Genomic DNA, 25600 nt, shown 5'->3' on the forward strand with positions numbered 1-25600 from the left:
ATTATAAATGCGATATGGTGAAAAAGAAATCAAAGAATTTAGTGTAGAAAATATGGAAGTTTGGCCAAATGATGCCAAAAATGATTATGTGATTAAAATCACTTTACCTGAATTTATGTGTTGTTGTCCGCGTAGTGGGTATCCTGATTTTGCTACAATTTACTTAGAATACATTCCAAATAAATTAGTAGTAGAACTTAAAGCAATCAAACTTTATATTAATACCTTTATGTATAGAAATGTTTCACATGAAGCAAGTATTAATGAAATTTATAATACTTTAAAAGAAAAACTTGATCCAAAATGGATAAAAGTAGTAGGTGATTTTAACCCTCGTGGTAATGTTCATACCGTGATTGAGTGTAGATCTGATTTAGTAGTGCCACAAAATTAAGTTTTTATTAAAAATAAAAGGATATATTAAGTCTTATTTAAAGGAGGAAAATATGAAATTAAAATTATTTAGTTTAGTTGCAAGTGTTGCTTTGGTTTCAAATTTAGCTTTAGCTGATGAAAATTCAGGAATATTATTAGGTATTGATGCTGGTTGGTTTCATACTAAGGTAAAATCTGATCTTGATCATACTAAAAATAATAAAAAATTTAATGGTGATTTAGAAGGTGATGTTCCTGTTTTTGGTTTAAGAGTTGGTTATCGTTTTAGTGAAAATCATAGAATTTATGGTGCTTATAATTATTCAAGCGAATTTAGTGATGTAATCAATACCACAAGATTAAAAATTGATGGAGAATTTACTACACATAAGTTTTTGCTTGGTTATGATTTTACTCCAAAAATCTTTGAAAAAACAAGAGCAGTTTTAGGGGTATATGGTGGTTATGCAAGAACAGATCTTACTTTAAAAACAAGTATATTATCATTATCTCAAGATTTTGATGGTTATACTTATGGGGCAAAAATAGGTGCTTTATATGAGTTAAATCAAGCAAATGAAATTGAGTTTGGTTTTAAAGCCGAGCAAACTCATTATAATACAAGAAATTTTTATCAAAATATGGTAGGTTCAAACTTTTACGATCCTAAACAAACAAATTATGGTTTATATCTAGGATATACTTATAAATTCTAAGGAGAATATATGCCAAAAGATGCAAATGGAACTGAGCTTAATACAGGTGATAGTGTAAGTGTTGTGAAAGATTTGAAAGTAAAAGGTGCAAGCACTACTTTAAAGCGTGGCACGACTATAAAAAATATTAAGCTTACAAACAAAGACACTGAAATTGAAGCTAAGGTAGATAAATTTGGTGTGATTGTTTTAAAAACTGAATTTCTTAAAAAAATATAAGTAAAAATTCCCAATTAATCTTGGGAATTTTCTTCTTGATAAACACAATGTTTAAAAATAAATTGATGTTCCTCAGGCAAGTTTTCAAATAAGGCATTTGCGAGTTGTCTTATCTCCCAAAGGGCTGATTTTGAGCTTCTTAGAGTGATAAAATTTTGCAAACTTCTTGCATTAATTGTTAAAGTTAATTCTGTTTTATAGCTTTCTGGTAAGCAGTATTTTGCTATGTCTAAACTAATGCTATTTTGCAAAATCAAACGCAGATTTTCTAAAGCTTTGATGCTTGCATTATCCACTACTTCATTTCCGGTTAATACTAAGTATCTTTTAGCATTTTCAAAGTCATTTTCTTTAAATTCGCTTTCATTTCTTAGTTCTTTTAAAGTATATCTTGTGCTTTTTACACTAGGACTAGTGTGGCGGTGTCTTGCAACTTCTTGTAAGCATGCTCTTGAAATACCTTGTATATAAAAAGTATAGTTTAAATGCTCTAAGGTTGAAGCATGTTTGAATTTATTTCCCACTCGATCGATTAATTCTTTGTCTTTCTCACCACCACAATCACCTTTGTCAAAACTTTGCCAACATGTTCTTGTTGCATGAGAGCATACAGAAAGTGGAGTATGATTTAATAATGTGATTTTCATCGAAAATTTCCTTCAAAAATAATTGAATTTTACACAAATGTTTATAAAAATAAAATTTTTTATTCGTTATAATTTCAAAAAAAGAAATTAAGGTTATTTTATGAAATTAAAACAAACTAAGTATATTTTTGTAACCGGTGGTGTTTTAAGCTCATTAGGAAAAGGTATAGCAGCAGCTTCTATAGCTACGATTTTAAAAAATTCAGGTTTAAAAGTAAGTATTTTAAAAGCAGATCCTTATATTAATGTAGATCCTGGCACGATGAGTCCTTTGGAGCATGGGGAAGTTTTTGTAACTGAAGATGGAGCTGAGACAGATTTAGACTTAGGACATTATGAGAGATTTTTAAATGAGAATTTAACTCAGGATAATAACTTTACCACAGGAAGAGTTTATCAAAGTGTTATAGAAAAAGAAAGAAGAGGAGATTACTTAGGAAAAACTATACAAGTAATCCCTCATATAGTTGATGAGATAAAAGATCGTATTAAAAAGGCTGGAGTTGATAAAGATATTTTAATTGTTGAAATAGGTGGCACGGTAGGAGATATAGAAGGCTTACCATTTTTAGAAGCTATTAGAGCTTTAAAACTTGAAGTGGGTAAATACAATGCTATTAATATTCACTTGACTTTAGTGCCATTTATCAAAGCAGCAGGAGAACTTAAAACAAAACCAACTCAACATAGTGTGGGAGAATTACGCCGTATAGGTATAAGCCCTGATATGATCATTTGCAGAAGTGAAAAATCTTTAGATAGAGAGTTAAAAGACAAAATCGCAATTTCATGCGGAGTTGAAAAAAACTGCGTTATAGAAAGTGTGGATGCAGCTAGTATTTATCAAATTCCACTAAATTTTTTAAAACAAGATATTTTAAATTCTATTGCAAGTTTATTAGATCTTCAAAATTTAAAGCCAAGTATGAACGAATGGGATTCTTTAGTAAAAAGAGTCATCGCTCCAAGTAATGAACTTAGTATTGCTTTTGTAGGAAAATATGTAGATTTAAAAGAAAGCTATAAAAGCTTAACAGAGGCCATTATCCATGCAGGCGCAGCACTTGATGCAAGAGTAAATTTAAAATGGATCGATAGTGAAAAATTAGAAAATGTAAATGTCGAAGAAAGCTTTAAAGATGTAAATGGGATTTTAGTAGCAGGTGGTTTTGGTTACCGTGGAGTAGAAGGAAAAATCAAAGCCATACAATATGCAAGAGAAAATAAAATTCCATTTTTAGGAATTTGTTTGGGTATGCAGCTTTCTTTAGTGGAATTTGCACGCAATGTTTTAAAACTAGAAGATGCAAATTCTCATGAATTCAATCCAAATTGTAAAAATCCTATCATCTTTTTGATTGATGAATTTATTGACGCAAGTGGAGAAAAGCAAATTAGAACAAGTAAAACTCCACTTGGTGGAACTATGCGTCTTGGAGCTTATGAGTGTCATATCAAGCCAAATACACTTTTAAGTAAGGTTTATGATAATCAAAAAAGCGTAAAAGAACGTCACCGCCACCGCTATGAAGCTAATCCAAAATATAAAGAAATGTTTGAAAAAAATGGGCTTATTATAAGTGGGGAAAATGAAGGTTTAGTTGAGGCTGTAGAGCTTAAAGATCATCCATTTTTCTTAGCAGTGCAGTTTCACCCTGAATTTACTTCACGCTTAGTTAGGGTTAATCCGGCTATTTTTTCTTTTATCAAGGCATCTTTAACAAATCATGCTAAATAAAGCCAAAATAAAAGAAATTTTACACCAGCGTTTTATCAATGATACACATGTAAAGCTTTGTGATTTACCTATGCCATCTTGTTTAAAAGATGTCTATAAGGGTGCTTTACGTATTAAAGAAGCGATTGAAAAAAATCAAAAGCTTGCTATTGTTGGAGATTATGATGTAGATGGGGTGATTTCTTGTGTGATTTTATCTGAATTTTTTGATGATATCGGATATGACTATGTGGTAAAAATTCCAAATCGTTTTAAAGATGGATATGGTCTAAATGAAGAAATCATCAATGAACTTAATGGGGTAGATTTAATCATCACTGTAGATAATGGTATAGCAGCTTTTGATGCAGCAGAGCTTTGTTTGCAAAAAGGAATTGATTTAATTATTACCGATCATCATATGCCTCCAGCTACTTTACCAAAAGCTTATGCGATCATTAATCCTAAACAACAAGATTGTGAATTTCCTGATATTGAAATTTGTGGTGCTCAAGTGGCTTGGTATTTAGTTGCTGCTATAAAAGAAGTATGTAAGATTAATTATAATATGTGTAAATTTATAGAGCTTTTATCTATCGCAATTATCGCAGATATGATGGAGCTTAGAGATTTAAATAGAGCCTTAGTTAGAAAAGGCATAGAGTGTATTAATGATTCAAAACGAGTTGCATTTAAAGCTATCAAACAGTATTTTGGTAAGGATAAATTTGAACTTGATAATATTAGTTTTTTAATTGCACCTTTGATTAATAGTGCAGGTAGAATGGATGATGCGATTATTTCTTATAAATTTTTGCATTCTAAAAATATTAATGAGGTTATGGGTTATTTAGAACAAATCATTACTTATAATAATAGCCGTAAAGATGAAGAGCGCGAGCTTTTTAAACAATGTTTAGAACAAGTTGATGAAAATGATCCTGTGATTATTGTCAATGGCCAAAATTGGCATGAGGGTGTTTTGGGTATAGTTGCAAGTCGTTTAGCAAAGCATTTTAACAAGCCTGCCTTTGTTTTTTCAGAATGTGAGCAAAAGGCTAAAGCTAGCGTTAGAAGCGTGGGTAGGATAGATATTTTAAATGTTATAGAACAAGCTAAAGAATTTGTTTTAAGCTATGGTGGACATAAAGGTGCAGCTGGAGTTTTAGTCGAGCTTGAAAAATTTGGTATTTTTAAAAATAAGCTTTATGAAATTTGTCAAAATATCCCTAAAGATGATTTTTACAATACTGATGAGGTTTTAGGTAGTATTGATCCAAATGAAGTTGATTTTGAACTTTTAGAGATATTGGAATTTTTTGAACCTTTTGGGCATAAAAACCCAAGACCATATTTTAAATTTGATAAGCTTTTTGTAAAAAACAAAAAAAGACTTGGTAAAGATGAAAATCATATAAAACTTATTTTAACACAAGGAAATAAGACTTTAGAAGCTTTATTTTTTAACTTTGATTATGAGCCAGAAATTGGTGAAAATATTGATTTTATAGCTAGTATTTCTAAAAATAATTTTAGAGGATTAATCACCCCTCAACTTACTATAAAAGAAATTCTTAGATAATTTATTAACTTATTTGCATAATTTTTATTTATAAATTTGCTATAGCATAAGTACTATAAAGGAGTAAAATGTTAAAAAGGATTTTATTATTAGCAATATTTTTTAATTTTACTTTTGCTTTTGATACAAAAATTTTTATAGGTGATACTTATATACCTGAAAATTTTTATAAATATGATAAAGATTTTAAAATCGCAGCTAGAAAGTATAACATACCCATGGCATTACTTAAAGCCATAGCTTTGACAGAGAATGCAGCTTATGAACATAATATCATTGGTAGAAATAAAAATCAAACAAGAGATTATGGTTTAATGCAAATTAATAGCATTCATTTAAAGCGTTATGGTGTTAGCGAAAAGGAGATTGTAAAAGTTAGTGCAAATATAGACATAGCAGCAAGATTACTTTATGAAATTATACAACGATATGGGTTTAATTGGAATGCTATTGGAAGATATCATTCAGCAAATGATAAATATAAAAATATTTGGCTTGATAAAGTAATGAAAAATTTAGTTGCTATAGTTTTAAAAGATAGTAAAGATCTTTTTGTAATGGAAAAATTTAGAGCTTTTAAATTAGTTTCGCTTTTGATAAATGTTGATAAAGAACAATATAGAATTTTATTAGCAAGCAATAATTAAAACAAGAATTATAAATTTTCTTGTTTTAAAGCCTCTGCTTGATAATAAGCGATTAATGGCTCAATGATTTCATCAAAAAGTCCACCTTCTAAAATCGCATCAAGTCTATATAAAGTAAGATTTATTCTATGATCACTAATTCTATTTTGAGGGAAATTATAAGTGCGTATGCGTTCGCTTCTATCGCCACTTCCAACTTGTGATTTTCTTGCTTGACTTTCTTTAGCTAAGCGTTCTTGTTCTTGCATTTCAAAAAGTCTTGCCTTTAAGACTTTCATGGCACTTTCTTTGTTTTTATGTTGGCTTTTACCATCTTGATTTACTACAACTATACCTGTTGGAATGTGAGTGATTCTTACAGCACTATCTGTGGTATTTACGCTTTGACCACCATGACCGCTACTACGCATTACATCGATTTTTAAATCATTTGGATTGATTTGAATTTCAACATCATCAACTTCAGGCATAATAGCCACTGTAATAGCTGAAGTATGAACTCTACCTTGAGATTCTGTTTCAGGTACTCTTTGAACCCTATGTGTGCCACCTTCGTATTTTAGCCTTGAATAAGCTCCATTTCCTTTGATAAGAATGATGATTTCTTTAAATCCACCTACGCTACCTTCACTTGAGCTGACTATTTCGTATTTATAATCACGATTTTCAGCATAGCGTATATAAGCTTTTACTAAATCCCCAACAAATAAAGAAGCTTCATCGCCACCTGTGCCTGCACGAATTTCTAAAAAGATATTCTTATCATCGTTTGGATCTTTAGGTAATAAAAGAATTTTTAATTTTTCTTCAAGTTGTGGCTTTAAAACTTCGAGATTTTTAAGTTCTTCTTTTGCAAGTTCACCTAGTTCAGGATCAGATAAAAGAAGTTTATTTTCTTCTATATCATCTAAGGTTTTGAGATATTCTTTTGCTTTTTCTACTATGGGTTCTAAATTTTTTTGCTCTTTAGATAGAGCTGTCATTTTAGAAATATCATTAGAGATATTAACATCACTAAGAAGAGTATTTAACTCATCAAAGCGTGCTAAAAAAGGTTTGAGTTTATCAGCTAACATTAATTATGCTAATTTGTTTACCAATAATGCTAATCTGCTAACACGGCGTGATGCAGTTTGTTTTTTCAAAAATCCGCGACTTACCATAGCGTGAATGCTTTTATTAGCTACTTTTAATGCATTTTGTGCAGCTTCTTTATCGTTATTTGCCGCTGCTTCACGAACCGCTTTTGTAATGTTTTTTAATCTTGTTCTATAAAATCTATTTCTTTCAGTTCTTTTGATAGTTTGTCTTGCTCTTTTTTCAGCAGATTTATGGTTTGCCATAATTTTCCTTTTTTATATAAATTAAATTGCTAATTATACAAAATTAAAATTAAATTTTAATTAATTTAAGTATTTTTAAAGTATTAATTTTAATACCTAATATCATTTATTTTTAAAAAATCGCGCAGTTTTTCATACTCGCCATTTTCCAAATAACGATATTTACCAGCTTTTAACATACCAAGATCTAATGCTCCAAATGCCACTCTTTTAAGATCCATCACTTCTAAATCAAAATGTCCAAAAAAGCGTCTTAGCTCCCTATTTTTACCTTCATTAATGATTACTTTTAGTTTCGTATAGCCTCCGCTTGAACCAAAAATTTCAAAGCCTAAAAATGGAGCAAAACTCATTGAGGTTATTTTAGTTTTGGCGTGAGCCCCTTTTTTTTCATTTTGAATTTCTAAGCCATTTTGCATAGCTTCGATGACATTTTTATCTATATTACCTTTTACTTTTAAGTAATATTCTCTTTCTAAATCACTATGCATAAGTGCATCTGCTATTACAGGTGAATCAGTTAGTAAAAGTAATCCCTCACTTGCAAAGTCAAGCCTTCCTACGCTAAGCCAAGTGCTAAACTGTTTTGGTAAAGTATGATAGATGGTTTTTCTACCTCTATCATCTTTTTTGCTAACTATTTCGCCTTTTTGCTTGTGATAAATGATGACTGAAAATTGTGTTTTTTTATGGAGTTTTTTACCATTGATAAAAACTTTATCTTCAGTATTTACACTATCACTGAGCAAGGCTGTTTTTTTATTGATTTTTACTAAGCCTTGCTTGATTAGCTCATCAGCCTCACGGCGAGAATATTTGCTATTGTGTGAGATGAATTTATTAATTCTCATAATTTTACTTTACATCACAAAAATAGTTGGTACTATGGTTGGATATTTTTTGATTTTTCTAAAAATATGCTTTCTTAGTACTTGTCTAATTTGAGCTTCTAAAACTTTTGGATTATCTAAAATTTCATCTTTTACATTTGGGAAAAATTGACTTAAAACATCACTCATTTCTTTTGAGAATGCTCCATCTTGTTTATCAGCTACCAAGCCATAACTAAATACTCTTGGTTTATTAATTAGTGTTTTACTTGCTTTATCAAGCTGGGCGATAATGACAACTATACCGCTATCTGCGAGTTTTTGTCTATCAATTACCACATCATCTGCGATTTGTTTGTTGATTTGATTATCTACAAAGACTTTTCCTGTTTTAACTGTTTTTACGCGTTTGATGTATTTTTGACAAAGCTCTACTTGATCCCCATCACTCATTAAGTAGATGTTTCTTTCAGGTATACCACATTTTAGAGCAGTTTCTTTGTGTTTATTGATATGATTATACTCTCCATGCACTGGTAAGAAAAATTTAGGTTTTACTAAAGTTAGCATGAGTTTTTGTTCTTCTATACTAGCATGTCCGCTTACATGAATTTCACTAAATTCTTGATAAGCTACTTTAGCTCCTGCTTTTAAAAGAAAATCAAGCACAGCAGAAACATTTGCTTCATTACCTGGTATTGCTTTAGCTGAAATGATAACTTGATCGCTAGGTTTGATTTTGATAAATTTATGCTCATCAGTTGCCATTCTATATAAAGCACTCATGGTCTCGCCTTGACTTCCTGTAGTGACAATTAGTACTTCGTTGTCTTTGTATTTGCTTACTTCATCAGCGTCAATGAAAATTTTCCTATCAAGTTTGATATAGCCAAGTTCCATAGTAGTATAGAGATTTCTTTCCATAGAACGCCCTATAACACACACTTTTCTGCCGTATTTTAAACCATAACTAATAGCTTGATATACGCGGTGGATATTAGAGCTAAAGGTGCTCATGATTACCCTGCCTTTAGTTTTGGCAAAAATTTGATCAAAAGTAGGTCCTACGGAGCTTTCACTTTTTGTATAACCTTCTTTATATGAGTTTGTACTATCACTTAAAAGACAAAGCACACCTTCTTCGCCATATTGAGCTAAACGACTTAAATCCGTTGGATAGCCATCAATTGGTGTTTGATCTATTTTAAAATCGCCAGTGTGTATGATGGTTCCTGCTTTAGTTTTAATAGCCAAAGCACAAGCATCGATGATAGAGTGGGTTATGTGAATCCATTCTAAATTAAATTCACCTATTTCATAAATTTGTCTTTTTGTTATAGGTCTAAACCATTTACGCTCAGCCTTTAAACCATGCTCTTCAAATTTATTTGAAATCATACCTAGTGCTAAAGGTGTTGCGTAGATAGGAAATTGAAATTCTTTGAAAAAATACGGCACAGCACCAATGTGATCTTCATGAGCATGAGTGATGATGATAGCACGAATTTTGTTTTTAATCTTTCTTACATAGTCAAAATCAGGTATGATAATATCTACTCCATGCATAGTTCCATCTGGAAAACTCATACCTATATCAATGATAATTGCATCATTGTTAGTTTCAAAAACAGTGATATTTCCACCGATTTCCCCAAGCCCGCCCAAAGGTGTAATACGAATTTTATGTTCGCTTGAGTTGTTGTGTTTTAAAGGGTGAAGTCTTAGCTCGTGCATGATTTTATTAGCTTCTATACTTTTGGCAAGTTCTATTTGCCATTCTTCATTACCGCTTAATTTAGATGGTAAATTTCTATTTTTTTTCTTTTTCTTTTTTTCTTCGCTAGCTTCAGTTTGAGTATTTTCTACTTTTGTTTCATTTTTAATTTCGCTATTTTGCTCTTGATTTTGTGAATCTTTTTTTCTTTTGTTTCTAAATTTATTAAATCTTTTAGTTTTATTTTGTTCTTGAGTTTTGTTTTCTTCGCTCATAGTCATCCTTTAAATAGTCATAAATTTTAAGGTATGAATCAACGCTAATTTCATGAGCTCTTGAGGTAGAAGAGATGTCTAGTGCTTCAAATGCTTTTAGAATTTTTTCTTTTTTATTTTTAAAATTAGATAAGAGTTGTTTTCTAGGATTTTGAAAACAAGCTCTAAGAAATTCTTTAAAAGCTTCTATATTTTCACATTTTTGCTGATAATGAGTAGTTTTTATTAACTTCATTACAGCTGAAGTAACTTTTGGTGGAGGATTAAAGCTTTGTGGCTGTATATCAAAAAGCATTTGTCTTTGGCATATTAATGCACAAAGCACCCCTAAGGCCGAAAAATTACTTTCTTTTTCATTCGCACAAAATTTCTGTGCCACTTCTTTTTGCACCATTACTATAAGCCCAAGGCAATTTTGATCTTCTAGGGCTTTTAAAATCAAATTTGTAGCAATATAATATGGTAAATTTGCTACTAAAAAGTACTCTTTATCACTTAAACTTCCTTGATCAAAAGCATCACTTGCATTTTGATGAATAAGCTCAAAATTTCCACCTTCAATCTCATTTTGAAATTTTTTATTTAAAATAGGAATCAAATCTTTATCAATCTCATAAGCTCTAATATGAGCTTGTGGAATTTTCAAAAGTTCTTGCGTTAAATCACCTAAGCCAGGCCCAATCTCAACTATATTTTTAGTATCTTTGGGTATGGCTTGGATGATTTTATCTACCACGCTTTTATCACATAAAAAATTTTGCCCAAAATGTTTTTTTGCTTTTATCATAAATTTATTTTATCTAAAAAATATTAATTATAGCATTATTTTAAGCGCTAATTAGATAAAATTTGAATTATTTTTTATAAAGGTTAATTTTTGAAAAATCTTATAGTGTGTGCAGGAGGAAATGAGGATTTTAAATTTGCACAAAGTATAGGTGTAGGCTTAGTTAATTCTGCTTTTTCTCTAGGTAAAATTTTAAGTCAAGTAAAAGTAGATAGAGTGATTTTTATAGGTACATGTGGAATTTACCAAGAAGGAAAAATTTTAGACATTTATGAAAGTTCTAATGCTGCAAATTTAGAATACGCAGATTTATTTGATAGTTTTTATACACCTATAGCAAATGAGATTAGATTAAATGTTTCACATGAAACTATGATTAATTCTTCAAATTATATTTGCAAAGATGAAAATATTGCTCAAGAATTTTTTAAAAAAGGCGTCCATATAGAAAATATGGAGGCATACGCTGTGCTTTCTTGTGCAAAAATGCAAGGAATAGAAGGAATTTGTTATTTATGTGCTACAAATTTTTGTAATGAATTTGCACATGAGGATTTTTTAAAAAATCATCAAGAAGCAAAAGAATTATTAAAAGATTTTTTGTTAGATAAGAAACTTATATAGGAAAAAAATTGAGTGAATTAAAAAATATATTAGATTTTACTAAAGAAGAATTAGAAAATTTAGTCCAGCCAAAATTTAGAGCAAAGCAAATTTTTGAATGGTTATATAAAAAATATGCAGACGATTTTTTACAAATGTCATCTTTACCAAAAGACTTTAGAGCGTATTTACAAGAAAATTTTCATTTTTCACCTTTAAAATGTGTGAAAGATGAAAAAAGCAAAGATGGTAGTATAAAATATCTTTTTGAGCTTTTAGATGGTAAAAAAATAGAAGCTGTTTTGCTACCTATGAAAGAAGAGCTTGTAGATGAAAATGGAAAAATCATCAAACATGCAAGATATACTATTTGTGTTTCCTCTCAAGTGGGGTGTAAAAGTGGGTGCAGTTTTTGTCTGACTGCTAAAGGCGGTTTGAAAAGAAATTTGACTGCAGGAGAAATAGTAGGACAAATTTTATGGATTAAAAAACATAACAACATACCTTATGAAAGAAGGGTTAATATAGTCTATATGGGTATGGGAGAGCCTTTGGATAATCTTAAAAATGTTTCTAAGGCAGTTAAAATTTTAGCTGATAATGATGCTTTAGCGATAAGCCCTAGAAGACAAACTATAAGCACAAGTGGTTTAGCAAAGCAAATTAAAGAGCTTGGAGAAATGAATTTAGGTGTGCTTTTGGCTATTTCGCTCCATGCTGTAAATGATGAGCTTAGAAGTGAATTAATGCCTATTAATAAAGCTTATAATATAGCAAGCATTATGGAAGCGGTGAGAAATTTTCCTATAGATCAGCGTAAAAGAGTAATGTTTGAATACCTTTTAATCGATGGCATAAATGATAAAATAGAACATGCAAAAGAACTAGTCAAGCTCTTAAATGGTATAAAAGCCAAAGTGAATTTAATACTTTTTAATCCACACGAAGGAAGTTTATATAAAAGACCAAGTGTTGAAAATGCGGTTAAATTTCAAGATTATTTAAGTGCCAAAGGTGTTACTTGTACGATAAGAGAAAGCAAGGGACTTGATATTTCAGCTGCATGCGGACAGCTTAAAGAAAGGCAGAGCAAACAATGACTTTTTTAGATATAGCCCAACTTATTTTTATAAGCATAGTAGTGATCATAGGACTTGGTGGGATTATTTATGTATTAAAAAATGAAGGGAAAAATAATGATAGATAAAAAACAATTGTTAGAAAATCAATTATTTCAAAATAGATATATAAAGCCAAATATTTCTTGGTATTTTTCTTATTTAAATGGTAAAAGAGGAATTGCTAGAATTTTTAAAGTTCCTTATGCTGCTTTGATGAAAAAATTTTATTTGAAAAAATACTTTGAAAAGAGGGTTTTAGAAGGTAAGGTGGATATTCCTTATTTAGAATTAGTTTTAACTACAAGATGTACTTTGCGTTGTGAATCATGTAACAATTTAATGCAGTATTTTTCACCATAAAATCAATATACCTGTACTTTAGAGGGTATTATAGAATCATTAGATCTACTTTTATCTAAGGTAGATTCTATCGCAAGGGTTAGAATTATAGGTGGAGAGCCTTTGTTGTTTAAAGATTTACCACAATTGATTGATTATTTAGATACTCAAAAGAAAATACTAACTTTTTCTTTAGTTACTAATGCAACTATTGATTTTAAAGATGAATTGATGAAAAAGTTAAAAAAATCTAATAAGGTTAGAAAAATTACGATTTCAGATTACAAAAGATCACCAAATTTAAAAATTCCACTAAAGCAAGAAAGCATTTTAAGAAAATTAAAAGAAAATAAAATTCCATTTTCTATGGACTCTAGTGGTGAAAATTCTACTTGGAGTGATCCTGAAAAAATTTATAAACGTGGTAGAAGTAAAGAAGATATAATCAAAAATTATCGTAATTGTCAAATGCCATGTGTAAGTTTGATGACATCTGAGGGCTTAGAAAATAAACAATTAGCACCTAAAGGAGCTGTTTTTGTTTGTCCTATATCAAGTTCTTTATCACGTTTAAAAGGACTTGAAGAATTTAATGGCGATTTTTTAAATTTAGAGGATTCTAAAGAAAGATTTTTTGAATTTTATTCTCAAGATTTTTATAAATCTTGTGATTATTGTAGGGATTATGGTAAGCCAGCTAAGCAAATTGCAGTTGCAATCCAAACTGATAAGGTTTTAAAATTAGAAAAAGATTAAGATAAATTTTTCAAAAATTCATCTTTTATATCTTTTTGAGATTGTATCAAAAATTTTTGATTTTTATATGTAAATTCTAAGCTAAAAGAGTGTAAAAGCAGTCTTTTAGCACCTGTAATTTGAGCTCTTTTTATATTACTCATTTTTCCATCAAGTATTTGCTCTATTTGTGTTTTTTCTAAACCATATAAAGGTTCACCTAAAATTTTATGTTTCACATGAAACAAATGTAGTCTTATTTGGTGTTGTCTGCCTGTTAGAGGTTTAGCTAAAACTAAACTGGCATCTAAATTTTCAAAATATTCTAAAGTATAAAATTGCGTTAAAGCTTCTTTACCATTTTCACAAATATGCATTCTAGTTTTTACTGCATCGTAGTCTTTAGCTAAATCCATGCTTTTATCTACTATAAATTCTTTTTTAGTTTTTCCTTTTACTAGAACAAGATAGCTTTTTTGCACTAATCTTTTTTCAAACATGGTTTTTAACTCAATTTGTGCATTTTTATGTTTAGCTATGAGCAAAAGCCCGCTTGTTTCTTTATCTAATCTATGAGCCACGCAAGCTTTTTCACCCCATAAATGCCAAATTTCATCACAAAGACTATAAGTACAATTGCGTCCATTAGGATGAGTTAGCACCCCGCTTGGTTTTTCTACTACAGCAAAATCTTCATTTTCATAAATTATTTCTAATCCTTTGGGATTATTTTCATATATGATTAATTCTACTAGACCATCTAAAAATTTGTTTTTTTCTTCTACCAAATTTCCATCACAAAATAGTCTTTTTTTATCAATGAGTTTTTGTGCTTCACGCATAGAAATTTTTAACTCATCCATAAGTAGTCTAAATGCCTTTTTTCCATTATTTGCTAGTTTCTTTTTTATATATGCCATTTAATAACTTTCTTAGGTAATTTATAATAAAATTCAAGCTATTTTTTCATAAAAAATTATATAAAAAAAGGTCTTGAAAATGGTTGAAAGATATAGCAGAGAAATCATGGCTAAAAAATGGGACATGCAAGCAAAATATGAGGCGTGGTTAAAAGTGGAATTAGCTGCTGTGAAAGCGTGGAATAAACTTGGTCTTATTAAAGACGATGATTGTGAAAAAATTATAAAAAATGCAAAATTTGATATAGCAAGAATAGATGAGATAGAAAAAACTACCAAACATGATGTTATCGCTTTTTTAACTAGTGTAAGTGAAAGTTTGGGTGAGGAAAGTCGTTTTGTGCATTATGCGATGACAAGTTCAGATTGTATTGATACTGCAGTTGCTTTGCAGATTAAAGATAGTTTAGAATTAATCTTGCAAGATTTAGATCAAGTTTTAGCAGCGATTAAAACAAGAGCATATGAGCATAAAAATACCTTAATGGTAGGAAGAAGCCATGGAATTCATGGAGAGCCTATAACTTTTGGTTTGGTTTTGGCTATTTGGTATGATTCGCTAGTTCATGCAAAAGATTTAATCATTCATGCAAAAGAAGTGATTAGCTATGGAAAAATCAGCGGTGCTATGGGAAATTTTGCTCATGCTCCGCTTGAATTTGAAGAAGAAGTTTGTAAAAACTTAGATCTTAAGCCAGCACCAGTTTCAAACCAAGTTATACAAAGAGATCGCTACGCACAGGTTATCTCGGCTTTAGCTATTTTAGCTTCAAGTTGTGAGCAAATTGCTGTTGCTATCCGCCATTTTCAAAGAACAGAAGTATATGAAGCTGAAGAATATTTTTCTCAAGGACAAAAAGGAAGTTCAGCTATGCCTCATAAAAGAAATCCTGTTTTGAGTGAAAATATTACCGGTCTTTGCAGGATGATAAGAGCTTATGTAACACCTGCTTTAGAAAATGTAGCATTGTGGCATGAAAGAGATATATCACATTCTAGTGTAGAAAGATTTGTATTACCTGATGCTTTTATCACGACTGATTTTATGCTTTCAAGATTATGCGGTGTGATAGAAAAGCTTTTGGTATATCCAGAAAATATGATGAAAAATTTAAATTTAACTGGAGGGCTTGTATTTTCTCAAAGAGTATTGCTTGAACTTCCATTTAAAGGTACAAGCAGAGAAGAAGCTTACAAGATTGTTCAAAGAAATGCTATGAAAGTTTGGGCTGATTTACAAAATGGTAAGCCTGCTTTAAATGAAAAAGGCGAGAGTTTGTTTTTATTAGCTTTATTAGCTGATGAGGATTTGAAAAATTCTTTAAGTGAAGCAGATATTAGAAATTGCTTTGATTATAACTACTATACTAAAAATGTAGATAAAATTTTTGAAAGAACTTTTAAATAATAAACTAGGGGTTGTGAGTGAAAGTATTAAAAAGAAATGGAAGAACTGAAGAGTTAGATGTTTCTAAGATTAAAAAATATACTACCGACGCGGTGGCAAATTTAGAAAATGTAAGTCAAAGTGAGCTTGAAGTAGATGCAAAAATTCAATTTCGTGATGGTATAACAACAGAAGAAATCCAACAAACTCTTATAAAAACAGCAGTAGATAAAATAGATATTGATAGACCTAATTGGACCTTTGTTGCTGCAAGATTGTTTTTGTATGATTTATATAAAAAAGTAAGTGGTTATAATGGGTATAAGCATTTAAGAGAATACCTTGAAAAAGGCGAAAAAGAAGGTAGGATTTTAATCGGCCTAAAAGAAAAATATGATTTAGATGATCTTAATGCTTATATCAAGCCAGAGCGTGATTTGCAATTTACTTATCTTGGTATAAAAACTTTATATGATAGGTATTTGATTAAAGATTCTAAAGGTATGCCTATAGAATTACCACAACAAATGTTTATGGCTATTGCGATGTTTTTAGCACAAAATGAATTAGATTCTCAAACTTGGGCTAAAAAATTTTATGATTTGATCTCAACTTTTGAAGTAATGCTTGCAACTCCAACCCTTTCAAATGCAAGAACTACAAGACACCAATTAAGCTCATGTTATATAGGAAGCACACCTGATAATATAGAAGGGATTTTTGATTCCTATCAAGAAATGGCACTCTTATCTAAATTTGGCGGTGGTATAGGTTGGGATTGGTCCAAGGTGCGTGCTATGGGTGGAAGTATAGATGGGCATAAAAACGCAGCAGGCGGGATCATACCATTTTTAAAAATCACTAATGATATAGCCGTTGCTGTTGATCAACTTGGTACTAGAAAAGGGGCGATTGCTGTATATATCGAACCTTGGCATATGGATATTAATGACTTTTTAGATTTGCGTAAAAATTCTGGCGAAGAAAGAAGAAGAGCGCATGAACTTTTCCCTGCTTTGTGGATTAATGATTTATTTATGAAAAGAGTAAGGACAAATGGTAAATGGACGCTTTTTGATCCTGCTGATACTGCAAGTTTATGTGATTTATATGGTGAAGAATTTGAGAAAAAATACGAAGAATTTGAAAAAGATGAAAGCATAGCTAAAGAAATTATAGATGCAAAAGAGCTTTGGAAAAAAATACTTTTATCTTATTTTGAAACAGGTATGCCATTTTTATGTTTTAAAGATAGTGCAAACAAAACAAATCCAAATTCCCACGCAGGAATTATAAGAAGTTCAAATTTATGTACAGAAATTTTTCAAAATACAGATCCAAATTATTATCAAATCAAAATTGTATTTGATGATAAAACAGAGCTTCATTTAGATGAGGATGAAGAGCTTGCAATAGATGGAGGGTATAAAAAGCTTGCTAAGAAAGTTTCTACTTTAGATAGTATTAATGGTAAAAAAGTTTATATAGTAGAAAAATATAAAAACGAAGGAAAAACCGCAGTTTGTAATCTTGCAAGTATAAACTTAAGTAAAATCAACACTAAAGAAGATATCCAAAGAATAGTACCAACAGCGATAAGAATGCTTGATAATGTGATTGATTTGAATTTTTATCCCCATGTAAAGGTTAAAAATACCAACTTAAAATCACGCGCTATAGGACTTGGTGTAATGGGTGAAGCGCAAATGTTGGCTGAAGCTCAAATTTATTGGGGTTCTAATGAGCATTTTGAAAAAATTGATCGTATTATGGAGATGATTAGCTATGAGGCGATTTTAGCTAGCTCAAATTTAGCTTTAGAAAAAGGAAACTATCCTGACTTTGAAGGATCAAATTGGAGTAAAGGTATAGTACCAATTGATGTGGCAAATGAAAATGCTAAAAAACTTACCGCAAGTGAAGGTTTGTTTGATCAAAGCGAGTGTGATTGGGAAAAATTAAGAGAAAAACTAAAAAGAGATGGCATAAGAAATGGTTATTTAATGGCTATAGCGCCAACTTCTTCTATCTCGATTTTAGTGGGTACTACTCAAACAATTGAGCCTGTATATAAAAGAAAATGGTTTGAGCAAAACTTAAGTGGTATGATACCAACTGTGGTGCCAAATTTAAGCGCTAATACTTGGCAGTATTATACTCCTGCTTATGAGCTTGATCAAAAAATCTTAGTAAAAGCAGCAGCGATTCGTGGTAAATGGATTGATCAAGGTCAATCATTAAATATCTTTGTTTCTTTAGATAAAGCAAGCGGTGGATATTTAAATGAAATTTATCAACTTGCTTGGGAATTAGGTGTTAAATCAACTTACTATCTAAGAAGCGAAAGTCCTGATAGTCAAAAAGTAAATGATGATGTGGTTGATAGAACTATAGAATGTGAAGGTTGTCAATAAAAATGGAGAAACAAAATGTATGCAAAAAACTCACTACCGGAGCTTACGCTTAGGGGTATAATACTAGGAAGTATTTTAACGATTATTTTTACTGCCTCAAATGTATATTTGGGGCTTAAAGTTGGTCTTACTTTTTCTACTTCTATTCCTGCTGTTGTAATTGCAATGGCTGTTTTAAAAATCTTTAAAGATTCTAATATTTTAGAAAATAATATGGTTCAAACTCAAGTTTCAGCTGCAGGTACGCTCTCGGCTGTGATTTTTGTTATACCGGGCCTTTTTATATGTGGGTATTGGTTTGAATTTCCACTTTGGCTTACCTTTATGCTCTGTCTTTGCGGAGGTGGATTAGGCGTGCTTTTTACTATACCTTTGCGTAGAGCTATGGTAGTAGAGAGTAAATTGGCTTATCCTGAAGGAAGGGCTGCTGCTGAAATTTTAAAAGTGGCTAATAAAGATCAAGCTGATAAAAAAGGAAAGGTGGGCTTAAAAGAAATCACACTTGGTGTAGTATTAGCTTCTATTGTAAGCCTTTTTTCAAGTGGCTTTAAACTACTTTCAAGTGGAAGTAGTTTTGCATTTATTTGGCAAAAAATGACTTTTGGATTTTCTATGGGCTATTCGGTGGCACTTTTGGGTGCTGGATACTTAGTAGGTATAGCCGGAGGTGTTGCATTGCTTGTGGGTATGGTGCTTGCTTGGATGGTTTTTGTGCCATATTTTTCTGCTAAAGAAAGTTTTGATGTAAGCTTAAGTGCACTTGATATAGCTAATCAAATTTGGGCTCAAAAAGTACGCTTAATAGGTACAGGAGCTATTGCCATAGCAGCATTATGGACTTTAATAGAACTTGCAAAGCCTGTATATGATGGTATGAAAAATATGCTTAAAAAAACCTCATTAAACCTCTCACAAGATCCTAAAGATATGGATTTATCTTTAAAAGCTATGCTAGGTTTATTTGTGCTTATGTGTATAGGCTTATTTATTTCATTTTATGCTTTTGTGGCTGATTCAAATTTAGCAAGTGGCTATCAAATTCTTTTTGCTTTGGTGGGAACTTTAGTAGCTATTTTTATAGGCTTTTTTGTAGCTTCTGCTTGTGGATATATGGCAGGTTTAGTGGGTTCATCATCTTCTCCTATTTCGGGTATAGGACTAATTGGGATTATGATTTCTTCTTTGATTATTTTACTTTTGGGTTATCAAGCAGATTTATTTAGTGATCCTTTAATGTCTAAATTTGCTATTGCTTTTGCTATATTTACTACTAGTGTTATTTTGGCAACTGCTGCTATTTCTAATGATAATTTACAAGATTTAAAAACTGGCTATTTAGTGGGTGTAACTCCTTGGAAACAACAAGTTTCTTTGATTATAGGTTGTGTGTTTGGAGCTTTAGCTATAGCTCCTGTTTTAAATTTGTTATACCAAGCTTATGGTTTTGTGGGTGCAATGCCAAGAGAAGGAATGGATGAGGCAAATGCACTTGCTGCACCACAAGCAAATTTAATGAGCACTATAGCTCAAGGTATTTTTAACGCTAACATTGATTGGGGTTATATTATAGCGGGAGCTTTTGTGGGTGTTGGTATAATCATTGTCGATCGTTTATTAAGAAAGAAAAATATGTCTTTACCACCTTTAGCTGTGGGTATAGGTATATATTTACCACCTGCTGTTAATATGCCTTTGTTTATAGGTGGATTATTGGCATATTTAATTAAAAAGCGTTTGGAGCAAAGATATGCTAAAAATGCTCATAAAAAAGAACTTATTCAAGAGCATGAGCAAAAAGGAACCTTATTTGCCTCTGGTTTGATAGTGGGTGAGAGTATATTTGGAGTATTAATAGCTGGTTTAACTGTGCTTTCTATTAGTAGAGGTGGAGCTGAAGATCCGCTTGCTATTGCAACTTCATTTAAAGATGATGGGATTATAGGTTTTGTAGTATTTATAGCGATTATGCTAATTTTTGCAAGAAGAGTGCTTAAAAAATGAATTTAGATTATTATTATGCTTTGATTTTAGGAATCATTGAGGGTCTGACAGAATTTTTACCTGTTTCGTCTACTGGGCATATGATCTTGGGTGCTGAAATTTTGGGTTTAAATATAGATGATTTTTGGAGAAGTTTTTTTATTATCATTCAGCTTGGTTCTATACTAGCGGTGATTTTTATTTTTAAAGAAAAACTAACTCAAAAACTTGATATTTGGTTAAAACTTGCTGTGGGCTTTTTGCCTGCAGGTGGGGTGGGTTTTATAGCATATAAGTTTTTAAAAGAAATATTTAATGGCTATACCGTGGCTACTATGTTAATCATTGGTGGGATTGTTTTTATCATCATAGAACTTAAACATAGAAAAAAAGACTATACAATCCACTCTTTAGATGAGGTAAGTTATAAACAAGCTTTTTTGATAGGTTTAACTCAAGCTCTTGCTATTATACCAGGTACTTCAAGAAGTGGAGCAAGTATCATAGGTGGGTTATTGCTCGGACTTGATCGCAAAGTTGCTTCTGAATTTTCATTTTTGCTTGCAATTCCTACTATGATTATAGCAACAGCTTATAGCATTTATAAAGAACCACAAGTTCTAAGCAATATGAATAATTTTATTCCTTTAGCCATAGGTTTTATAACAGCTTTTGTAGTGGCTTTTATAGTAATTAAAATATTTTTAAAATTAATCAGCAAGATAAACTTCATACCTTTTGGAATTTATAGGATAATTTTAGGTTTTGTATTTTTATACCTTTTTATGAGTGGTACTTTAGATATATCAAGAACAGGTGTTTGAAATATAAAAATATCCTTTATTTAAAAAAAGTTTAAGTTTTTCATAGCTAAAATTAGTCTTATATTTTAATTTAAGCTCACAAGGTTAGTGAGTGTTAAGGGTAGAAATGACAAAAGATATAATTGCATATGCAAATAATGAAACTTTAGTAGATACTCAAAGTTTTAACAATGATACAAATTTAACTCCGATTTATTTTGATAACTCTAAAGAAAGTTTAGAAGTTATCCGCCACTCTTGTGCGCATTTAATGGCTCAAGCGATTAAAAGTTTGTATCCAGAGGCTAAATTTTTCGTAGGACCTGTGATAGAAGATGGGTTTTATTATGATTTTAGAGTTGATAGTAAGATTTCAGAAGAAGACTTAAGCAAAATCGAAAAGAAAATGAAAGAACTAGCTGAAGCAAAGCTAGACATCACAAAATATGAACTCTCAAAGACTGAGGTTAAAGAAAAATTTGCTAATGATGATTTAAAACAAGAAGTTTTACTAAGAATTCCTGATGGAAAAGTAAGTATTTATAAGCAAGGCGAATTTGAAGATTTATGCCGTGGACCTCATGTACCAAATACTAGATATTTAAGATTTTTCAAACTTACTCGTGTAGCGGGAGCGTATTTGGGTGGTGATGAAAAAAGAGAAATGCTCACAAGAATTTATGGTACTGCCTTTGCAGATAAAGAAAGTTTAAATGAATACTTAAAAATTATTGAAGAAGCTAAAAAAAGAGATCATAGAAAACTTGGTAATGAAATGAAGCTTTTTGCCTTTGATGATGAAATAGGTGGTGGGCTTCCTATATGGCTTAGCAATGGTGCAAAATTAAGAAGCAAATTAGAGCATTTGCTATATAAAGCACATAGATTAAGAGGCTATGAGCCTGTGCGTGGGCCTGAACTTTTAAAAGCTGATGCGTGGAAAATTAGTGGGCATTATGCAAACTATAAAGAAAATATGTATTTTACGCAAATTGATGAGCAAGAATATGGCATTAAGCCGATGAATTGTGTAGGACATATTAAAATTTATCAAAGTGATGTTAGAAGTTATCGCGATTTACCTTTGAAATTTTTTGAATACGGCGTGGTGCACCGCCATGAAAAAAGTGGAGTTTTACACGGGCTTTTTAGGGTAAGAGAATTCACTCAAGATGATGCGCATATTTTTTGTATGCCAAGTCAGATAAAAGAACAAGTTTTAGAAATTTTAAGCTTTGTTGATACTTTGATGAAGGCTTTTGAGTTTGATTATGAAATGGAAATTTCAACACGTCCAGCAAAAGCAATAGGTGATGATGAAATTTGGGACATAGCTACAAAGGCTTTAAAAGAAGCTTTAGATGAACAAGATTTAAAATATGGCATTGATGAGGGTGGTGGAGCTTTCTATGGTCCAAAAATCGATATTAAAATCACTGATGCACTAAAAAGAAAATGGCAGTGTGGAACTATACAAGTAGATTTTAACTTACCAAGCCGTTTTAAACTCGAATACACAGACGCAGATAATGAGAAAAAACAACCTGTAATGCTTCACCGTGCTATTTTAGGTTCTTTTGAAAGATTTATAGGAATTTTAGTAGAGCATTGTGCGGGTGAGTTGCCATTTTTCATAGCGCCAACTCAAGTAGCTATAGTGCCTATTTCGCAAAATCATCATGATTATGCAAAAGAAATAGCAAGAAAACTTTTAGAACTTGGCATTGATAGTGAAGTGTATAATAAAAATGAAAGCTTAAATAAAAAAATCCGCACAGCCGAAAAAGCACATGTGCCTATGATACTTGTTTTAGGCGATGAAGAAGTAGCAAACAAAAGTGTGGCTTTAAGAGATAGAAGAGCAAAAGAACAAAAAACAATGACTTTAGATGAATTTATAACCCTAACAAAGGAGAAATTAAGTGAGGTACGCTTTTGAGTAAAGAAAAAGAAGTATTGCTAAATGAAGAAATTCAAGCAGATGAGATCAGATGTATAGGTGATGATGGCAAGGTTTATGGCATTATTAGTAGTGATGAAGCACTAGATATAGCAAATAGACTAGGGCTTGATTTGGTGATGATAGCCCCTGAAGCCAAACCACCTGTATGTAAGATAATGGATTATGGAAAATTTCGTTATCAACAAGAAAAGAAACAAAAAGAAGCAAAGAAAAAACAAAAAGTTATTGATATAAAAGAAATCAAACTTTCTGTGAAAATTGCTCAAAATGACATTAATTATAAAGTCAAACATGCAAGCGAGTTTTTAGAGCAAGGCAAGCATGTGAAATTTAGAGTGTTTTTAAAAGGTCGTGAGATGGGCTCTCCTGAAGCAGGGGTAGCTTTGCTTGAAAAAATTTGGCAAATGGTTGAAGATATAGCAGATAGAGACAAAGAGCCTTTACTCGAAGGACGCTATGTAAATATGCTAGTAACTCCTAAAAAGAAAAAATAATCGCAAGCCTTTTTAAGGCTTGTATTTTAAACTTATGCTAGAAGAAAATCCACAATTTTTAAAAGAACAAATCATAACTTATCTTGGTAATAAAAGATCTTTGCTTGAGTTTTTAAATCAAGGCTTCAAATTCGCACAAAATGAGCTTAAAAAAGACAAATTTAGTTTTTGTGATGTATTTAGTGGCTCTGGGGTAGTTTCGCGTTTTGTGAGGTCTTATGCGAGTTTTATCATGGCAAATGATTTGGAAGATTATTCTAAAATCATCAATGAGTGTTATTTAAGCAATCAAAATACACAATTTTTACAAGAATTACAAAAATATTATGATTTTTTAATTTCTGATTTAAAACTCAAAAAAGGTTTTATAAGCAAACTTTATGCGCCAAATGATGATGAGTGTATCCAAAAGAATGAAAGAGTTTTCTACACGCTTAAAAATGCGATGTATTTAGACTCTATGCGAGAAAAAATTTCAAGCTTGCCAAGTAATATACAAAAATACTTTATCGCACCGCTTATCTATGAAGCAAGTGTGCATGCAAATACAAGCGGGGTTTTTAAAGGTTTTTATAAAGATAAAAATGGAGTGGGAAAATTTGGAGGAAATGGAGCAAACGCACTTAGTCGTATAAAGGGCGATATAGCTTTAAAAATGCCTATTTTTTCAAATTTTACTTGTGAATATGAGGTTTTTCAAAAAGATGCAAATGTTTTAGCTAAAGAGCTTGATAGCTTTGATGTGGCGTATTTAGACCCACCTTATAATCAACACCCTTATGGATCAAATTATTTTATGTTAAATTTAATCGCTAATTATAAAAAGCCAAAGGAAATCTCAAAGGTTTCTGGTATACCAAAAGACTGGAACCGCAGTGCTTTTAACAAAGAAAAAAAAGCCGAAGATGCTTTGTTTGATTTGATAAATGATTTAAAAGCTAAGATTGTATTGCTTTCTTATAATTGTGAGGGTTTTGTAAAAAAAGAAAATTTCACAAAAAGACTTCAAAGTCTTGGAGAATGCTTTGTGCTTGAGCAAAAGTATAATGCCTTTAGAGCTAGTAGAAACCTCTCTAAACGCTCTATGCATATACAAGAACAACTTTATGTGTTAAAAAAACGCTAATCTTGCATGTATGTATTTAACTGCTCAAAAAGCTTTTCTTTTAAAGCAATAGGTTTGTTTATTTTAATATATGGTATCCAATATCTTATCAAATTTAAAAGCTCATCATCATAGGTATAAAATGCTTTGATGTAAATAAAATTTTCATCCTCATCTATAAATTCGTATTTAGTAAGGGCATTTTTTCTTAAGAAATATTCTTTAGCTTTTTTATCAAGTTTTAAAATAGCTTCTTTATTTTCTTTACTAATCCAGTTGCTTTGATCTTTTTGAATTTGTTTTAAAAACTCTTCTTTTGGGGTAAAATTTTCTTTCTTTTCTACTCTTAGTTGCGTGATTTTAGAAAAAGTAAAGGTTTTTAAAGTATCGTTTTCATCTGCTAAAAGATACCATATGTGGTCAATATTAATGAGTTTGTATGGATTTGCTTTTCTGTGTTTTTCTTTGTAGTGAAAGCTAATGGGGTATTTTGCTATGACAGCTGCACTTAGTTCTTCAAAAATTTCTCTATCAAGTGTTTCATAGCTTTGAGTTTTGACTAAAAAGGCTTTGTTGATTTTTTCATTAAGCAAGTCGTTTAAAAACTCTTTATCTAAACTAGGATAAAGCCTACCTATACCGCTTAAAATAGCAAAATTTTGTATATCTTTAAAGCTTAATTTTCCTAAAACATAGCCTTCTAAAAAGTATTTTCCATTTTCTTTTTTTATAGGGATAAAAGCAAGGCGTTCATGCAAGTCTCTTTGTATGGTGCGAATGCTGACATTAAATTCTTGTGCAAGCTCTTCTAAGCTAAAACGCTCGCCATTGTTTAAACACTGCAGTATAGAAACTAAACGCGTAGAAAGCTTGTCTTTTTCCAT

The 25600-nt window shown here is 30.9% G+C and carries 26 protein-coding genes; 18 read left to right on the forward strand and 8 right to left on the reverse strand.

The window, feature by feature from the left end; genetic code table 11:
- Positions 1-7: 7 nt before the first annotated feature.
- The 3 genes from queF to L8W64_RS04350 are packed head-to-tail and all read left to right on the forward strand — an operon-like array spanning position 8 to position 1310.
- Positions 8-394 (forward strand): preQ(1) synthase, encoded by a 387-nt coding sequence (gene queF / locus L8W64_RS04340; protein WP_039617048.1) that lies wholly within the window; start codon positions 8-10, stop codon positions 392-394.
- A 52-nt stretch (positions 395-446) separates the two neighbouring features.
- Positions 447-1091, forward strand: a complete 645-nt coding sequence (locus tag L8W64_RS04345; RefSeq protein ID WP_263672935.1) for a porin family protein — start codon at positions 447-449, stop codon at positions 1089-1091.
- 9 nt (positions 1092-1100) lie between these two features.
- On the forward strand, positions 1101-1310 hold the full coding sequence (locus L8W64_RS04350) for an alkylphosphonate utilization protein (protein WP_133319089.1): 210 nt from the start codon (positions 1101-1103) through the stop codon (positions 1308-1310).
- Between the two features lie 14 nt (positions 1311-1324).
- Here the strand turns inward: L8W64_RS04350 and thyX are convergent, their stop codons facing one another.
- Positions 1325-1957 (reverse strand): FAD-dependent thymidylate synthase, encoded by a 633-nt coding sequence (gene thyX / locus L8W64_RS04355; protein ID WP_039617054.1) that lies wholly within the window; start codon positions 1955-1957, stop codon positions 1325-1327.
- 100 nt (positions 1958-2057) lie between these two features.
- On the opposite strand from thyX, the gene L8W64_RS04360 reads away from it, so the two are divergent.
- The 3 genes from L8W64_RS04360 to L8W64_RS04370 all read left to right on the forward strand — a co-directional run bounded on the left by L8W64_RS04360 (position 2058) and on the right by L8W64_RS04370 (position 5903).
- Positions 2058-3695, forward strand: a complete 1638-nt coding sequence (locus tag L8W64_RS04360) for a CTP synthase (RefSeq protein ID WP_263664525.1) — start codon at positions 2058-2060, stop codon at positions 3693-3695.
- A complete protein-coding gene (recJ, locus tag L8W64_RS04365; protein WP_263659219.1) occupies positions 3685-5256 on the forward strand; it encodes a single-stranded-DNA-specific exonuclease RecJ in 1572 nt (523 codons plus the stop codon). The genes L8W64_RS04360 and recJ overlap by 11 nt, the downstream gene beginning before the upstream one ends.
- A 68-nt stretch (positions 5257-5324) precedes the next feature.
- Positions 5325-5903, forward strand: a complete 579-nt coding sequence (locus L8W64_RS04370; RefSeq protein WP_220566962.1) for a lytic transglycosylase domain-containing protein — start codon at positions 5325-5327, stop codon at positions 5901-5903.
- An 8-nt stretch (positions 5904-5911) separates the two neighbouring features.
- On the opposite strand, the gene prfA is transcribed toward L8W64_RS04370, so the two are convergent.
- The 5 genes from prfA to rsmA form a co-directional block, all read right to left on the reverse strand.
- Positions 5912-6979, reverse strand: a complete 1068-nt coding sequence (prfA, locus tag L8W64_RS04375) for a peptide chain release factor 1 (protein ID WP_133319093.1) — start codon at positions 6977-6979, stop codon at positions 5912-5914.
- A gap of 3 nt (positions 6980-6982) precedes the next feature.
- Positions 6983-7246: a 30S ribosomal protein S20 gene (rpsT, locus tag L8W64_RS04380; protein ID WP_039617063.1), complete on the reverse strand. Its 264-nt coding sequence runs from the start codon at positions 7244-7246 to the stop codon at positions 6983-6985.
- Positions 7247-7335: 89 nt separating this feature from the next.
- Entirely contained in the window at positions 7336-8097 is a 762-nt protein-coding gene (locus L8W64_RS04385) for a pseudouridine synthase (protein ID WP_133319094.1), read from the reverse strand.
- Positions 8098-8106: 9 nt separating this feature from the next.
- Positions 8107-10065: a ribonuclease J gene (locus L8W64_RS04390; RefSeq protein ID WP_263665305.1), complete on the reverse strand. Its 1959-nt coding sequence runs from the start codon at positions 10063-10065 to the stop codon at positions 8107-8109.
- Positions 10031-10852 carry a 16S rRNA (adenine(1518)-N(6)/adenine(1519)-N(6))-dimethyltransferase RsmA gene (gene rsmA / locus L8W64_RS04395; RefSeq protein ID WP_012660773.1) on the reverse strand — a complete coding sequence of 274 codons (822 nt, stop codon included), beginning with the start codon at positions 10850-10852 and terminating at the stop codon, positions 10031-10033. Before rsmA ends, L8W64_RS04390 begins: the two co-directional genes overlap by 35 nt.
- A 90-nt stretch (positions 10853-10942) precedes the next feature.
- Between rsmA and L8W64_RS04400 the strand changes: the two genes are divergently transcribed.
- The 5 genes from L8W64_RS04400 to L8W64_RS04420 all read left to right on the forward strand — a co-directional run bounded on the left by L8W64_RS04400 (position 10943) and on the right by L8W64_RS04420 (position 13671).
- Positions 10943-11476: a purine-nucleoside phosphorylase gene (locus L8W64_RS04400; RefSeq protein ID WP_133319097.1), complete on the forward strand. Its 534-nt coding sequence runs from the start codon at positions 10943-10945 to the stop codon at positions 11474-11476.
- Positions 11477-11484: 8 nt separating this feature from the next.
- Complete coding sequence (gene rlmN / locus L8W64_RS04405; RefSeq protein WP_263672936.1) at positions 11485-12555, forward strand: 23S rRNA (adenine(2503)-C(2))-methyltransferase RlmN; 1071 nt, start codon at positions 11485-11487, stop codon at positions 12553-12555.
- On the forward strand, positions 12552-12662 hold the full coding sequence (locus tag L8W64_RS04410) for a hypothetical protein (protein ID WP_087699086.1): 111 nt from the start codon (positions 12552-12554) through the stop codon (positions 12660-12662). Before rlmN ends, L8W64_RS04410 begins: the two co-directional genes overlap by 4 nt.
- Positions 12652-12936 (forward strand): hypothetical protein, encoded by a 285-nt coding sequence (locus L8W64_RS04415; protein WP_263672937.1) that lies wholly within the window; start codon positions 12652-12654, stop codon positions 12934-12936. The genes L8W64_RS04410 and L8W64_RS04415 overlap by 11 nt, the downstream gene beginning before the upstream one ends.
- Before the next feature lie 105 nt (positions 12937-13041).
- Complete coding sequence (locus L8W64_RS04420; RefSeq protein ID WP_263672938.1) at positions 13042-13671, forward strand: hypothetical protein; 630 nt, start codon at positions 13042-13044, stop codon at positions 13669-13671.
- Here L8W64_RS04420 and L8W64_RS04425 read toward each other — a convergent pair.
- The gene (locus tag L8W64_RS04425; protein WP_263672939.1) at positions 13668-14570 is read right to left on the reverse strand and encodes an RluA family pseudouridine synthase; all 903 of its coding nucleotides are present in this window, start codon (positions 14568-14570) and stop codon (positions 13668-13670) included. The two genes, L8W64_RS04420 and L8W64_RS04425, sit on opposite strands and share 4 nt — an antisense overlap.
- 79 nt (positions 14571-14649) lie before the next feature.
- On the opposite strand from L8W64_RS04425, the gene purB reads away from it, so the two are divergent.
- The 7 genes from purB (at position 14650) to L8W64_RS04460 (ending at position 24737) form a co-directional block, all read left to right on the forward strand.
- Positions 14650-15978, forward strand: a complete 1329-nt coding sequence (gene purB, locus L8W64_RS04430; RefSeq protein ID WP_263672940.1) for an adenylosuccinate lyase — start codon at positions 14650-14652, stop codon at positions 15976-15978.
- A 17-nt stretch (positions 15979-15995) separates the two neighbouring features.
- On the forward strand, positions 15996-18371 hold the full coding sequence (locus L8W64_RS04435) for a ribonucleoside-diphosphate reductase subunit alpha (RefSeq protein ID WP_263672941.1): 2376 nt from the start codon (positions 15996-15998) through the stop codon (positions 18369-18371).
- Positions 18372-18386: 15 nt separating this feature from the next.
- Positions 18387-20372 carry an OPT family oligopeptide transporter gene (locus L8W64_RS04440; RefSeq protein WP_263672942.1) on the forward strand — a complete coding sequence of 662 codons (1986 nt, stop codon included), beginning with the start codon at positions 18387-18389 and terminating at the stop codon, positions 20370-20372.
- On the forward strand, positions 20369-21175 hold the full coding sequence (locus L8W64_RS04445) for an undecaprenyl-diphosphate phosphatase (RefSeq protein ID WP_263659205.1): 807 nt from the start codon (positions 20369-20371) through the stop codon (positions 21173-21175). Before L8W64_RS04440 ends, L8W64_RS04445 begins: the two co-directional genes overlap by 4 nt.
- A gap of 106 nt (positions 21176-21281) precedes the next feature.
- Positions 21282-23093 (forward strand): threonine--tRNA ligase, encoded by a 1812-nt coding sequence (gene thrS, locus L8W64_RS04450; protein WP_263672943.1) that lies wholly within the window; start codon positions 21282-21284, stop codon positions 23091-23093.
- Positions 23090-23611 (forward strand): translation initiation factor IF-3, encoded by a 522-nt coding sequence (gene infC, locus L8W64_RS04455; protein ID WP_039617082.1) that lies wholly within the window; start codon positions 23090-23092, stop codon positions 23609-23611. Before thrS ends, infC begins: the two co-directional genes overlap by 4 nt.
- Before the next feature lie 34 nt (positions 23612-23645).
- Entirely contained in the window at positions 23646-24737 is a 1092-nt protein-coding gene (locus tag L8W64_RS04460) for a DNA adenine methylase (protein WP_263672944.1), read from the forward strand.
- On the opposite strand, the gene L8W64_RS04465 is transcribed toward L8W64_RS04460, so the two are convergent.
- Positions 24734-25600, reverse strand: a complete 867-nt coding sequence (locus tag L8W64_RS04465; protein ID WP_263672945.1) for a helix-turn-helix transcriptional regulator — start codon at positions 25598-25600, stop codon at positions 24734-24736. The two genes, L8W64_RS04460 and L8W64_RS04465, sit on opposite strands and share 4 nt — an antisense overlap.

The organism is Campylobacter sp. IFREMER_LSEM_CL1097, assembly GCF_025772225.1.
Lineage (GTDB): Bacteria > Campylobacterota > Campylobacteria > Campylobacterales > Campylobacteraceae > Campylobacter_D > Campylobacter_D lari_D.